The organism is Halobacillus sp. AWH4_228 (assembly GCF_056158365.1).
Map to the genome: position 1 here is coordinate 1,838,291 of NZ_JBSWTE010000001.1, position 12,269 is coordinate 1,850,559.

The 12,269-nt window shown below is 46.9% G+C and carries 14 protein-coding genes; 8 read left to right on the forward strand and 6 right to left on the reverse strand.

Features of this window, described 5'->3' with window-relative positions; all coding sequences use genetic code 11:
* Positions 1–206 precede the first annotated feature (206 nt).
* A complete protein-coding gene (gene abc-f, locus ACXADP_RS09220) occupies positions 207–1,763 on the reverse strand; it encodes a ribosomal protection-like ABC-F family protein (RefSeq protein ID WP_474971306.1) in 1,557 nt (518 codons plus the stop codon).
* Positions 1,764–1,911: 148 nt separating this feature from the next.
* Between abc-f and ACXADP_RS09225 the strand changes: the two genes are divergently transcribed.
* The 5 genes from ACXADP_RS09225 to ACXADP_RS09245 all read left to right on the forward strand — a co-directional run bounded on the left by ACXADP_RS09225 (position 1,912) and on the right by ACXADP_RS09245 (position 6,159).
* The gene (locus tag ACXADP_RS09225; RefSeq protein WP_474972300.1) at positions 1,912–2,814 is read left to right on the forward strand and encodes an NAD(P)/FAD-dependent oxidoreductase; all 903 of its coding nucleotides are present in this window, start codon (positions 1,912–1,914) and stop codon (positions 2,812–2,814) included.
* 88 nt (positions 2,815–2,902) lie between these two features.
* On the forward strand, positions 2,903–4,426 hold the full coding sequence (locus ACXADP_RS09230) for a potassium/proton antiporter (RefSeq protein WP_027954595.1): 1,524 nt from the start codon (positions 2,903–2,905) through the stop codon (positions 4,424–4,426).
* A gap of 105 nt (positions 4,427–4,531) precedes the next feature.
* A complete protein-coding gene (locus ACXADP_RS09235; RefSeq protein ID WP_474971307.1) occupies positions 4,532–4,957 on the forward strand; it encodes a DMT family transporter in 426 nt (141 codons plus the stop codon).
* Between the two features lie 18 nt (positions 4,958–4,975).
* A complete protein-coding gene (locus ACXADP_RS09240; protein ID WP_474971308.1) occupies positions 4,976–5,671 on the forward strand; it encodes a Crp/Fnr family transcriptional regulator in 696 nt (231 codons plus the stop codon).
* Positions 5,672–5,682: 11 nt separating this feature from the next.
* Positions 5,683–6,159, forward strand: a complete 477-nt coding sequence (locus ACXADP_RS09245) for a DMT family transporter (protein WP_474968842.1) — start codon at positions 5,683–5,685, stop codon at positions 6,157–6,159.
* A 13-nt stretch (positions 6,160–6,172) separates the two neighbouring features.
* Here the strand turns inward: ACXADP_RS09245 and ACXADP_RS09250 are convergent, their stop codons facing one another.
* From ACXADP_RS09250 to ACXADP_RS09260, 3 genes are read right to left on the reverse strand one after another with little or no spacing between them, the layout of a single operon-like run.
* On the reverse strand, positions 6,173–6,844 hold the full coding sequence (locus ACXADP_RS09250) for a hypothetical protein (RefSeq protein ID WP_474972301.1): 672 nt from the start codon (positions 6,842–6,844) through the stop codon (positions 6,173–6,175).
* Between the two features lie 50 nt (positions 6,845–6,894).
* Positions 6,895–8,025, reverse strand: a complete 1,131-nt coding sequence (locus ACXADP_RS09255; RefSeq protein ID WP_474971309.1) for a hypothetical protein — start codon at positions 8,023–8,025, stop codon at positions 6,895–6,897.
* On the reverse strand, positions 8,022–8,990 hold the full coding sequence (locus ACXADP_RS09260; RefSeq protein ID WP_474971310.1) for a nucleoside hydrolase: 969 nt from the start codon (positions 8,988–8,990) through the stop codon (positions 8,022–8,024). The genes ACXADP_RS09255 and ACXADP_RS09260 overlap by 4 nt, the downstream gene beginning before the upstream one ends.
* A 110-nt stretch (positions 8,991–9,100) precedes the next feature.
* Between ACXADP_RS09260 and ACXADP_RS09265 the strand changes: the two genes are divergently transcribed.
* Positions 9,101–9,835: an AAA family ATPase gene (locus ACXADP_RS09265; protein WP_474972302.1), complete on the forward strand. Its 735-nt coding sequence runs from the start codon at positions 9,101–9,103 to the stop codon at positions 9,833–9,835.
* A 187-nt stretch (positions 9,836–10,022) separates the two neighbouring features.
* Here the strand turns inward: ACXADP_RS09265 and ACXADP_RS09270 are convergent, their stop codons facing one another.
* Together ACXADP_RS09270 and ACXADP_RS09275 are read right to left on the reverse strand one after the other, a co-directional pair.
* Positions 10,023–10,529, reverse strand: a complete 507-nt coding sequence (locus tag ACXADP_RS09270; protein WP_474971311.1) for a peroxiredoxin family protein — start codon at positions 10,527–10,529, stop codon at positions 10,023–10,025.
* Between the two features lie 117 nt (positions 10,530–10,646).
* The gene (locus tag ACXADP_RS09275) at positions 10,647–10,796 is read right to left on the reverse strand and encodes a YjcZ family sporulation protein (protein WP_084163045.1); all 150 of its coding nucleotides are present in this window, start codon (positions 10,794–10,796) and stop codon (positions 10,647–10,649) included.
* A 121-nt stretch (positions 10,797–10,917) separates the two neighbouring features.
* On the opposite strand from ACXADP_RS09275, the gene ACXADP_RS09280 reads away from it, so the two are divergent.
* Together ACXADP_RS09280 and ACXADP_RS09285 are read left to right on the forward strand one after the other, a co-directional pair.
* Entirely contained in the window at positions 10,918–11,799 is an 882-nt protein-coding gene (locus tag ACXADP_RS09280; RefSeq protein WP_474971312.1) for a DUF2268 domain-containing putative Zn-dependent protease, read from the forward strand.
* 125 nt (positions 11,800–11,924) lie between these two features.
* Positions 11,925–12,170, forward strand: a complete 246-nt coding sequence (locus tag ACXADP_RS09285; RefSeq protein WP_027954587.1) for a stage VI sporulation protein F — start codon at positions 11,925–11,927, stop codon at positions 12,168–12,170.
* Positions 12,171–12,269 lie beyond the last annotated feature (99 nt).

Here is a 12,269-nt window from a genome sequence, read left to right on the forward strand (position 1 = left end):
AGTCCGGAATTCAAAAATCGGACTCAGCTTTTAAGGCTTTTTTCTGCAGCAGTAGAGTAGTCTGAGCTCCTTCCTGAATAAAAAAACTCCTGTCCCTGCTGCCTCTGTCATGTTGAAATAAAAAGGGGAGGTTTTCTGTCCAACAGAAAACCTCCCCTTTTTGCCGTGTGGTCGAAAGCTGCTGACAAGGATGCAGCCTTTTTCCATTAAAAGACTTTCGTCGTCCAGTCTTCGCAATTCCATACATCCGTCACGATATCCTGGTAAAATTCCGGTTCGTGTGAAATGAGCAGAACGCTGCCCTTATATTCCTTAAGGGCTCTTTTCAGTTCAGCTTTGGCATCCACATCCAGGTGATTGGTCGGCTCGTCAAGAACGAGAAGATTGGTTTCTTTATTGATCAGCTTACAGAGGCGGACTTTTGCTTTTTCTCCACCACTGAGCACCTGGACTTTGCTCTCAATGTGTTTTCTAGTCAGCCCGCACTTAGCGAGGGCGGCGCGTACTTCATACTGGGTGAAGTGCCGGAATTCTTCCCACACTTCTTCAATACAGGTGCGGCTTCCCACATCGGTCAGCTCCTGTTCGAAGTATCCGATGTGCAGGTGTTCTCCAAGTTCCACGGATCCGGAGACAGGTTGGATTTCCCCGAGGATACTTTTCAGCAGGGTCGTCTTACCGATTCCGTTTGCCCCGGAGAGGGCTATTTTCTGGCCGCGTTCCATAGATAAATTCAAAGGACGGGACAGAGGCTCGTCGTAGCCGATGACGAGGTCTTTCGTCTCAAATAGATACTTTCCCGGTGTACGGGCCTGCTTGAATTGGAAGCTCGGTTTCGGTTTTTCTTTATCCAGTTCGATGACATCCATCTTATCCAGCTTTTTCTGGCGGCTCATCGCCATTTTACTTGTAGCGGCATTGGCTTTATTGCGGGCTACGAAATCCTTGAGGCTGGCGATTTCCTTCTGCTGCTTTTTATAAGCGGCCTCCAGCTGCTGTTTCTTCATTTCATATACTCTTTGAAATTCCTCATAATCTCCCGGATAACGGTTCAGCTCCTGGTTTTCCATGTGATAGATCAAATTGACCACACTGTTCAGGAAAGGAATGTCGTGAGAGATGAGAATAAAGGCATTCTCATACTGCTGCAGGTAAGTGCGCAGCCATTCAATATGTTCGACGTCCAAATAGTTGGTCGGCTCATCCAGAAGCAGGATATCCGGTTTTTCCAGCAGCAGCTTGGCAAGCAGCACTTTCGTCCTCTGACCACCGCTCAAGTCGTGGACATCCCGCTCAAGGCCGATATCATCCAGCCCGATCCCATTGGCGACTTCATCCACCTTTGCATCAATGGTGTAAAAATCATTGTTGGTCAGCATATCCTGAATGCTTCCGGTTTCCTCCAGGAGGGTTTCCAGTTCTTCAGGAGAGACTTCTCCCATTTTTGCGAAGAGGTTGTTCATTTCCTGCTCCATATCAAATAAATACTGAAAAGCTGTTCTCAGCACGTCACGGATGGTCATGCCCTTGGCAAGGTCTGCGTGTTGGTCAAGATAACCAATCCGGATCCGCTTGGACCAGGTGATGGAACCGGCATCCGGTTCAAGTTTTCCAGTAATGATATTCATAAACGTTGATTTACCTTCGCCATTGGCACCGATCAACCCGATGTGCTCCCCTTTTAAAAGACGGAAGGACACATCCTCGAAAATCGCACGGTCACCAAAGCCGTGGCTCAGGTTTTTTACTGTTAGTAAACTCATAGTCGTAAACACCTTTTTTCCTTGTAGTAAAATTGCTCTTACTCATTATAAAGGGGATGGACGCTGGATGACAGGGTGCGGAGAAAAAAAGAGTAAATAATCCGCACGTGGGAAAGGTAAGCGAAAAGGTTGAACGGGCGTGGATACGATGAATTATGACTGCATTATTATAGGAGGAGGTCCGGCCGGGCTGCAGGCAGCCGTCCAGCTTGGAAGGTATATGCGGAGCGTCCTTATCGTAGATGCTGGTTCAGGGAGGTCCTCGGCGTGCCGGAAATACAGTAACCTGCTTGGTTTTCCGGACGGTGTCAGCGGGGATACATTGAGAAGGCGTGGTCTGAAACAAGTAGAGGCTCTTGGAGTTACGCGTGTGGAAGAAGAGGTCAGCCGTGTTCATAAGTCTTTCACAGATTTTATTGTCCAGACCCGGAAAGACCGCGTGTACAAAGGTAAAAGTCTTTTGTTCGCTACAGGTGTCCAGGATGCATACCCGTATGTCCCTGGTTTACAGGAGTGTCTGGGGGTTTCTGTCTATATTTGTCCGGATTGCGACGGGTATGAAGTGAAAGGCAAACGGACAGCTGTCTGGGGGTGCGGAGACCCAGGGGCGGACATGGTGGAAACCATCTATTACTGGACGAGAGATATTATTTATGTCAACCATGGTGCCCTTCCATTGACTGCTGAGAAAAGAAGGGGGCTTGAGGATAAGGAAATCCCTGTCTATGAAGCGGTGGTTACGGACCTTGCCCATCATCTTGGACAGGTCCAGTCCTTGAGAAGTTCCACTGGAGAGTCCTGGGCTGTGGAAAAAACCTTTCTTGCTTTTGGTGGAAGCCGCCCCCGAACCGAATTGGCTTACTCTCTCGGTGTCATTCAGGATGATAAAGGACACGTTCTCGTGGAGCCCCGAACGAAAATGACAAATATTGAAGGCGTCTGGGCTGCTGGGGATATTTTGATGCATTCTCAGCTGGTCAGTACAGCGGCAGCCGATGGAGCTCAGGCGGCGGTTTGGATTCACAAATGGCTTCACAGGCAGTCTTTTTGATTTTGGCCGGGTCCTGTAGGATAATTATAGATGACTCACGTCTTTTTCCTCAAAATCCCCATTACCAACGAAGGAGCATAGACCTTCCATGTTTTTCGAAGCTTTTGGAACAGACTCATTTTTATTATTAACCGCTTTATTACTTTTCAGCGGTGTATTCGTAGCTAAATTCTCAAGCCGCTGGGGGATCCCGGCGCTTATTTTATTCATTTTGATCGGCATGTTATTCGGAAGTGAGGGCCTCGGCATCGTTTATTTCAACGATGCATCAACGGCACAGTTGATAGGTGTGTTTGCCCTTGTCATTATTCTATTTGAAGGCGGGCTCCATACGAAGTGGGCTACAGTGAAGTCTGTTGCACTTCCGTCTCTGTCACTCGCCACCCTTGGTGTGCTCCTTACCTCGATGATTGCCGGGTTTTCCGTCTATTTTCTGTTTGAACTCAGTCTGTTGGAGAGCCTCTTGTTTGGTGCCATTGTAGGATCCACTGATGCTGCAGCCGTTTTCGCTGCCTTGAAAGAAAGGAATATCAAGGCGAAAATGGGAGCGACGCTTGAGGCCGAGTCAGGGACGAACGACCCGATGGCCGTCTTCTTGACTTTATCTTTCATTGAATTGATTACTTCACCGGATACATCCCTGTGGATGCTGATTCCCCGCTTTTTCTTCCAGATGGGTCTCGGTCTTGTATTTGGTTTTGTGTTAGGGAAACTCGCTTCGGTTTCGATTAATAAGATTAAACTGGATTCCAGTGCTCTTTATCCGATTTTCTCGGTAGCCTTTGCCCTGGCTACTTACAGCATAACAGCATTCAGCGGAGGCAGTGGCTTTCTTGGAGTATACGTAGCGGCGCTTGTGATTGGTAATAGCGAATTGACATACCGGTATTCCATCTTTCAGTTTAACGAAGGCTTTGCATGGATGGCGCAGATTTTAATGTTTGTGATTCTCGGCCTTTTTGTTTTTCCGAGTGAATTGTTCACCGCCCCGATCATGATCAATGGTCTTCTGCTCTCAGCGGTGCTTATTTTAATTGCCCGCCCCGCCGCCGTGTTTTTGTCATTACTTGGCATGAACTACTCGAATAAGGAAAAGTTGTTTATATCGTGGGCTGGTTTGCGGGGAGCTGTCCCTATCGTTCTCGCTACGTTCCCGATTGTAGAAGGCTTGGAAAACAGCCAGAGCTTGTTCAACCTCGTTTTCTTTGTGGTTCTGACATCAGCCCTTGTGCAGGGATCGACGATTTCCTATGTAGCCAAGAAGATGACATTGGTAGGTCCGAAAAAGGATGTGCCCCACCACAGCATCGAACTTATATCGATGGGGAAAGCCAAAGCCGAGATGATTCAGTATCAGACCAATGCTGAATCAGCGGTTGTCGGAAAAAAACTGCATGAGGTAAGCTTTCCCAACCGTGCCAATATCAGTGCCATTATACGCGATAACGAAGTGATTACCCCTTACGGAGAGACAGAGATTCACGCTGGGGACTTTTTATACATCCTTGTCGAGGAGAAGTATAAGGCCCAGCTGAAGCGGACACTGGAGGAGCGGGTGAAAAAAAGTAAAGAGAAACAAAAAGAAAAGCAGAAACAGGACGCGGTCAACTAACGTGTCTGTTTCTGTATTTTTTTGCATCTATGACGAAAAAGGACATATGTCCTTTCCGGGTGCTCTGTCTTCCTTTTTAATATAGGAAGAACAGGAGGTTGACGTATGAAAGGTGCATTATTTTCCCTGCTTGGAGGTCTTTGTATCACCCTGCAGGGTATTTTCAAAGCGAGAATGAGTGATTCCATTGGCGGCTGGCATACAACATCAATGGTTCATTTGGTGGCCTTTGCCATTTCATTCTCCATTTATATGAAAGTAAGAGATGGAAAAGGGAAGAGCTTTGCGCGTGTTCCCTTCGTATATTTGACCGGAGGGACTTTCGGTGTCATTGTCGTCTTTTCCGAATTAACCGCTATCCATCAGATCGGTCCGGCTGCTGCTATTGCTGTTTTACTCGTCGCGCAGATTGGTACCGCCTTTATCATTGAATCACGCGGATGGTTTGGTGAGAAGAAAATACCGATTACCCTGAGGCAGGCGGCAGGACTGACGATGATGGTGCTTGGCGTGATCCTTTTTCAACTTTGATTTAGAGGAGACATCACCATGAAAGAAGCAAACACAAAGAAAATGATGGACTACCTGTCCATGTATGATCTTGACCAGTATTTTCCCGGAGCCTATAAGGATAAGCTTCAATTGTTTTCCTTTACAGAAGGTGAAGATTTATTTGTGCCGGGGGAAAAGCTGGACCGGCTTTATTTCTTAGTCGAAGGGAAAATTAAAATTTACACCCTCACACCAGAAGGCCAGTCACTGATCAACCGGTTTAAAAAACCGCTCGCAGTCATCGGCGATGTTGAATATGTAAAGCAAAGTGCCGTACTTAATTCTGTTGAAGCGGTCAGTTCGGGTGAAATGATCGGTTTTCCTTATGCAGCACTGAAGGATTTGGAAAAGGAGCACCCGGCTATTCTCCGTTTCCTTTTGGAAATGGTGGCACATAAATTTTATACAGAGGCTCATTTTACGAGTATGCATATGCTTTATCCAGTTGAAGTCCGGCTGGCCGGGTACTTGCTGTCCATCTCTTCTGTAGGTGAAGGGACCGCTTTTCATCAGGAAATGCGTACGTCCAACTTATCCGAACTGGCCGAGTGGATTGGAACGAGCTACCGCCATTTGAACCGGGTCCTGAGAAAGATGGAAGCTGATGAAGTTATCGAAAGGTCGAGAGGATCGATTATGATAAAAAATTTACAGGAGCTCCGGCTGCTGGCAAAAGGTAATATTTATGAATAAGGAGGAATTCGATGTCAGGCATCATTCTTGCCGTCGCGGCAGGCATATTGATCAGTCTGCAAAATGTCTTTAATGCCCGGGTCAGTGAGAAAACAGGGCCATGGGCCACAACAACGCTAGTGCTCGGTCTTGGCCTTGTCTGTTCACTGCCGGTGTTTTACGCCGTTGAAAGGGAAAGTCTGTTCACTTTTGGAAATGTAAATCCGATTTATCTATTCGGCGGGGTCTTTGGTGTTGGAATCGTTTTCTTTTTAATGCAGGGAGTTACGTTGATCGGCCCGGCTTATGCTATTTCAATTGCTTTGATTTCCCAGATCGTTCTTGCATTCATCATTAATACAGGAGGATGGTTCGGGTTTGCTGCTTCCGATTTATCCTGGCAGAAGCTGCTTGGTATTGCTCTTTTAATCGGTGGTGTCCTTGTTTATAAACTGGAGAAAAAGCCGGAGGTACGTGAACATACAGAGGAGCATCAGCTGCGGGCCTGAAGCCCACGGCTGATTATTCGTCCATCTGCAGGTATTTTTTCAAGGCGATAAGCGGCCAGATAGCATGATAGCTGTGGTAATGGATATAAAAATTTCCGGGCAGGCCCGCTCCCGTAGGATATCGGGTACTCCAATCTTCGTTTTTCAGCTGCGTTAACAGACTGGAGACTCCTTGATCAATGGCAGGCGTCCTTTTTTTGTAAACCGAAAGAAGAGCATCCAAAGCCCAGGCTGTCTGAGAGGGTGTGCTGGTGCCTAACGGAGTGTATGTTCCATTTTGATCACTCCGGCATGACTCTCCCCAGCCGCCATCCGTGTTCTGAATGGACATCAACCATTCAGCTGCCTTGAGAACGGCAGGGTGGTCGATGGTTTTTCCGGCAGCGGCCAAACCGGTCAGCGCCGCCCATGTCCCGTAGATGTAACAGACTCCCCAGCGTCCGTACCATGAACCGTCCTTTTCCTGATGATCGATCAGCCAATGGACGGCTTTTTTTACGCTTGGATGGTCAGGTTTAAGACCACCATCTGTGCATAAGAATTCCAGTGTTCTCCCTGTCAGATCCGCTGTGGATGGATCAAGAGCGGCATGCGCAGCTCCATCCATCGGCACATAGCGGAGGAGTGGGTTTGTTTTCCCTTTTTCAAAAGCCGGCCAGCCCCCATCTTCATTTTGAAGTCCCATCACCCAGTTCAACCCACGAGTATAATGGTTCGTGAGCGGAGGATGACTTTTTAAAAAGGGGAAAGAGCTCGTAAAGCTGCCGTGGTATCATCAAGATCAGGATGGATGGAATTGCTTTTTGAAAACCCCCACCCTCCGGGTAGAAGAGAAGGCGCTCCCATCACCCAGTCTCCGTATTTGTACTGCTGATGTTGGAGGAGAAAGGATAATGCTTTGGTACAGCCTGCTTTAGATGATGGAGGAAGGCCTAGAGCATAAGCCGCCAGGGCGGTATCCCATATGGCTGAGGGGGAGTTCTGCATATGATACCCTTCCTGGAGTGGAAAGAGGTGGGTTCTCAATCCTGAAATGGCCCGTTGTATGACAGGATGGGATTCTTTATACCCGCATGACAGCAGGGCATAAATCATATAAGCGGTGGAGCTCGTATAACTATAAAGTGTTCCATCCGATTCAATTCGATCAATCATATAGGATTCCAGTCTTTTTCTGGCGGTCCAGTACAGCTGCTCTGGAGCTCCGGCAAGATGGAGAATTTTCCTTTTTATATGAGCAAGCAGCTGTGGAGAACGATGGTCTGATCCATCTGCCACTGTTCGGTTGTTCAATGTGTGAAAGTCTGGAATCCCTGGTTTCAACAGGCGGAATTTTTTGTCGGACATAAGCAGGATCGGTGCCATATGCACCCTTGCATAGCTGCTGAAATCATAAAAGGACAAAGGCGATTCAGGGGGGAGGAGGCTGATATGAACAGGCAGGTGGAAGACATGCGGCCAATCATATTCCCCGTAGATGGCAAGTAAAATTTTTGTCATGGAGTGGGAGCGGCGAAGACCTCCTTTGGCACGGATGAAATGAAAAGCTTTTTGTATTTCCGGACTTTCCTTCTTATAAAACCCGGCGTAAAGAAGGGCAAATGAAGCTTCGATCGTTGCAGATAGATTCCCTTTTTCATCATGATAGAGGGACCACCAGCCTTCTGGCTGTTGTAAGGAAGCAAGTCGTGTGCATAGACTTTGGACGGTGGAAGCATCATTCGTAAACGAGCGCAGCAAAAGGATCATCGAGACATCTGTGGAAAGACTGTTTTCAAAACAGTAAGAGTAGTGACCATCGTGGCCCTGTTCAGCCTGGACGGCAGAAGTGATTTCAGAAACGGCCTTTTCTGCTGCATCCTTCATGAGCGGCCCTCCCTTTTCGGGTGCGTCGTGGTGGAGATTGGGGAAGAGCTGATGGTAAAGATGAAATCATCGACAAAAGCCTGCACATCAAATTCAAGACAAATCGCAGGGTCACCCGGGTTGGAGTGTGACCCCGGGCGGAAATCGGCAATAGATGTTCCTTTTCCTTCCCCTTCGACTAAAACAGAGACGGATCTTCTTACATATCTTCCCTTCCCAGGGTTGATCATCAAGTATAAAGTCAATACATCATGGAGAGGAGCCCCTTTGATTCCGGGGATAAGGGTTTGATAAGCTTCTGTATAGTAATCCATAAGTTCTTTGAGAATAGGCACAAGGGGATGAGAAGAATAATCCGTGATCTGCTGGATATGGTGAGGGGTAATGACGGCTTTTGATGTCACATTCAAGGGAATGATATAGATGGTCGCAGCCCGCTGAAGGACGATGTTGGCGGCAACGGGATCACCAAAAAAATTGGCCTCCGCAGATGGGGTGACATTGCCTGGAACCAAAAAGGCCCCACCCATGAGGAAAATGTCTTTAATGTGAGGTTCTATATCGCTCCCGAGGAGAAATAAATGCGCAAGCGCTGTGTTCCGCCCGATGTCCACAATCGTTACATCGGTATGGGCAAGGAGAATATCATACACATCAGAAAAGTTGTTGAGTCTCCCTTTAAAGGGTGGAGGAGTCAATGGACCGAGTCCGTCCGGCCCATGAATTTCAGGGTAGTACTCAGGGGTTTCACCACTCAATGGACTGTTTGTTCCACCGATCATGGGAATGGAAGGGAATCCGGCTTTATTCAAAAGAAAAGCTGCGTTATCAACAGCTTTTTGTTTCGTTACATTTCCGTAGCTTGAGACGATGGCGAGCACTTCAATTTGGGGATGCATCAGGGCATACATAATGGCGATGGAATCATCAATACCAGGGTCGGTGAACAGGATGATTTTTTTCACTAATCTGCTCCTCCCTCATCATATGTGCTTCTACCATCGTATGGGCAGAAAGAATATTTCATGTATATCAGAAAGGTGGACATCCCGTGGCAAAATTATCGAGGAATGATATGTATATCCGATCGCTTCAATTGTTAAGAGAAAAGGTTCCATCCTTTCAATCCTTTCCTTTTCATTTACCTGTGCTGAGGGAATTGAACGAACTTCAGTTCCATCCTAATGTCACGTTCATCGTAGGTGAGAATGGAATGGGGAAATCCACTCTGCTTGAAGGAGCGGCTGTAGCCTATGGGTTTAATCCTGAAGGCGGGACAAAGAATTTCAATTTCACAAGCTATGATTCGCACTCTCACCTTGATGAGTACCTGCGCCTTGTTAAAGGGATAAAAAAACCGGACGATCAATTTTTCTTCCGGGCAGAAACGTTCTATAATGTAGCAACAAATATTGAGGATATGGATAGTGATCCGATGGGAGGGGGGAAGGTTATTGATTCCTTTGGAGGTACCTCCCTGCATGAGCAGTCCCATGGAGAGTCTTTCTTTGCTGCCTTCAATCATCGTTTCTTCGGAAAGGGGCTGTATATTCTGGATGAACCTGAAGCCGCCCTTTCTCCATTGAGGCAGCTTTCGATGCTCTCGAGAATGCATGACCTTGTAGAGAATGAATCCCAGTTCATCATATCCACCCACTCCCCGATTCTTATGGCTTATCCTCATGCAGACATTGTTCAGCTTACAGAGGAAGGATGCCGGAAAGTCGGGGTCGAAGAAACGAGTCATTACCACATTATGAAGCAGTTCATTGAAGATCGGGAACGATTGTTTTATCACCTGCTGCAATAAGGAAGACCGGTGCGTTCGGCACCGGTCTTTTTGTTGATACAGCTCGTTTCAGAATAAAACGGATCGAGTCTGGGGGGGCATGGACCAAAATCCTGCAGCAGATCAGGATTAGAAAAAGGCTGACGGAAATATCCCCGTCAGCCGCAGAACCGGTGCTTTTCTCAGCGGTCGTATAGGAAAAGGCCTGTTATTTCAAGTTGCTTCGGATATACTTAACGATTTTACGGATTTCATTTGGGTGGGGGCGGCCGAATGGGCTTGTCTGACGCTGTTGATACAAGACTTTCCCCTGGTCATCTGTCAGAAAGTAGGCCGGTTCTCCATGAGTTCCATGATCTTCATACGGCGCCTGCTCATCATGATAATGGACACCGTAGGAAGAAAGGAATTCCAGGTTCTCATCAATAAGCACAGGGAATGTGAAATCATGCTCCTCCACCATTTTCTCAAGAGCTGCCTTATCGTCATGCGTGACAGTTATGAGGCGGATGTTATGTTTGTCGAAATAGTCTCTGCTGTTTTGGAATTCATCAAGTTCACTCATGCAGGCCGGGCACCAGGAGCCGCGGAAATAGACGATGAGGTTCCAGTTTTCTCCTTCTTGTTTTAACGTGTCTGAGAAGCTGAAGGTTTCCCCGGACATGGTTGGTAGTGTGAAATCAGGTGCATCTTGGTTTAATTTGAATGTAGTCAAAGTTGGACACTCCTTTTCTATTTCATTCCTAGTCCTATACCCTTTTCATACGGGATATAACATAAAACGATCGGAAAACAGGAAAGCGGGTGCCTGCGACGGGCACCCGCTGGTTGATCAGCAGACGAAAGCTGCTCCAACGATAATCAAGAGAATGAACAATACAACAATCAGTACGAAACCGCCGCCCGATCCGTATCCACCGTATCCATAACCGCAGCCATAGCCGCCGAAACCACCAGGGTATCCACCATATCCAAAGCCCATTGAGGAAAACTCCTTTCTGACATGAATTGAGGATGGTTCCTCTACACTGATAGCATATGTCCAGGTCTGAATCCTGCGTGTGCGGTTGTCTACTTCACCAGAGATTCACATGAGTTCAAAGTTGATACATATACTTGTACAAAAGTTCAAGCTGAAGTGGGGGATAGGCATGGGCGTGGTGCCGACGGCGGAATCCGTGGAACGATTTTGCAAGGCTGCAGCGAAAAGGAAAGTGGATATAAACGAAATGCAGCGAAAGATGTTATGCAGGACGGAGGATCATCCGTTTCCTGAGTTTACAGAAAAAGAAATCCAACAGCTTCTTCACTTCTATGGATTATTTAAGCCCGAAAACTACCAAAGAGCAGAAAGGTTTGTGAAAGAGTGGGAGGAGCACGAGTTATATTCGCGTCTGGAGAAGGAATTCATGCGTCTGAAAAAAATGTGGCACGGTCCTGATGTACCTGTTTATTTATATCCTTTTCAAGAAACGGGAGGTCTCTTCGGAAAACATGAGAGAGGTGGAGCAGCTTTCAAAGAGGCGTTGTATATCTTTTATGGCGGGGTTTCGGAAAAGGACGACTGGAAAGCTGTACTTGCTCATGAGTACAACCATGTCTGCCGCCTTCACCAAGGGGCCTATTCAATGAATAAGGTCACACTTCTGGATTCCCTTATCATTGAGGGCTTAGGAGAATACGCAGTCCTCGAACTCTACGGGGAAGAATACACCGCACCATGGACACAAAGGTATTCCGACCGGCATTTGAAGCAGATCTGGAAAAAGAAATACCTTCCTTCCATCTATTTGAGAGGTCAGAAGAAACATATGAATTATTTGTATGGCAGTCGAAGGCAGGGACTTCCGAAGTGGGCTGGATACCAGCTGGGCTACCGGATGGTGGCGTCCTACCATAGATCCCACCCGGAAGAAACGATGCTTTCTTTGCTTCAAAAAAGTGCATCAGAAATCTATCAGGGTTCCCTTTTTACTGACAGGTAGATAAAAAACGACCCGTGTCTGCTATCTGGAAGGAATCAAGGAAACAGGGACAGATGCATATACGGCCTTTCTTTTCTGCACATAGGATATGTATGAATCTTATGAATGGAGGAGGAGGGTTCTCGTTGTTTGATAAATTTGAAAAAAAGACAGGCGTCAAAATGGATGAAGTCTTTAAGCTGGCACAATCCCTGCAGGGGGCAAACTTTAAAGATGAAAAAACCATTCGCAACGTAATTAAGAAAGTATCTTCCCTTGCCAATCGTCCGGTATCCAGGGAGAAAGAAGATATGATCGTCAAGGCTATTCTTGATGGCAAAGTGCCGAAAGACATGGCTTCTATGGAGAAAATGATGAAGAAGAAAAAGTAAAAGGAAAACCTTTATCTGGCATGACCATACCGGATGAAGGTTTATTTTTTTCACCTCTTTCTTTGTTACAATGAACAAAAGGAGAGTGAATCGTATGAA

What these genes read in the sequence shown, in the direction of transcription:
- ACXADP_RS09250 (WP_474972301.1), bottom strand. Translation starts at nt 6,844, where the DNA reads ATGGGACTTCAAAATGAAGATGGGGGCTGGCCGGCTTTTGAAAAAGGG.
- ACXADP_RS09235 (WP_474971307.1), top strand. Translation starts at nt 4,532, where the DNA reads ATGAAAGGTGCATTATTTTCCCTGCTTGGAGGTCTTTGTATCACCCTG.
- abc-f (WP_474971306.1), bottom strand. Translation starts at nt 1,763, where the DNA reads ATGAGTTTACTAACAGTAAAAAACCTGAGCCACGGCTTTGGTGACCGT.
- ACXADP_RS09230 (WP_027954595.1), top strand. Translation starts at nt 2,903, where the DNA reads ATGTTTTTCGAAGCTTTTGGAACAGACTCATTTTTATTATTAACCGCT.
- ACXADP_RS09265 (WP_474972302.1), top strand. Translation starts at nt 9,101, where the DNA reads ATGTATATCCGATCGCTTCAATTGTTAAGAGAAAAGGTTCCATCCTTT.
- ACXADP_RS09240 (WP_474971308.1), top strand. Translation starts at nt 4,976, where the DNA reads ATGAAAGAAGCAAACACAAAGAAAATGATGGACTACCTGTCCATGTAT.
- ACXADP_RS09245 (WP_474968842.1), top strand. Translation starts at nt 5,683, where the DNA reads ATGTCAGGCATCATTCTTGCCGTCGCGGCAGGCATATTGATCAGTCTG.
- ACXADP_RS09255 (WP_474971309.1), bottom strand. Translation starts at nt 8,025, where the DNA reads ATGAAGGATGCAGCAGAAAAGGCCGTTTCTGAAATCACTTCTGCCGTC.
- ACXADP_RS09225 (WP_474972300.1), top strand. Translation starts at nt 1,912, where the DNA reads ATGAATTATGACTGCATTATTATAGGAGGAGGTCCGGCCGGGCTGCAG.
- ACXADP_RS09275 (WP_084163045.1), bottom strand. Translation starts at nt 10,796, where the DNA reads ATGGGCTTTGGATATGGTGGATACCCTGGTGGTTTCGGCGGCTATGGC.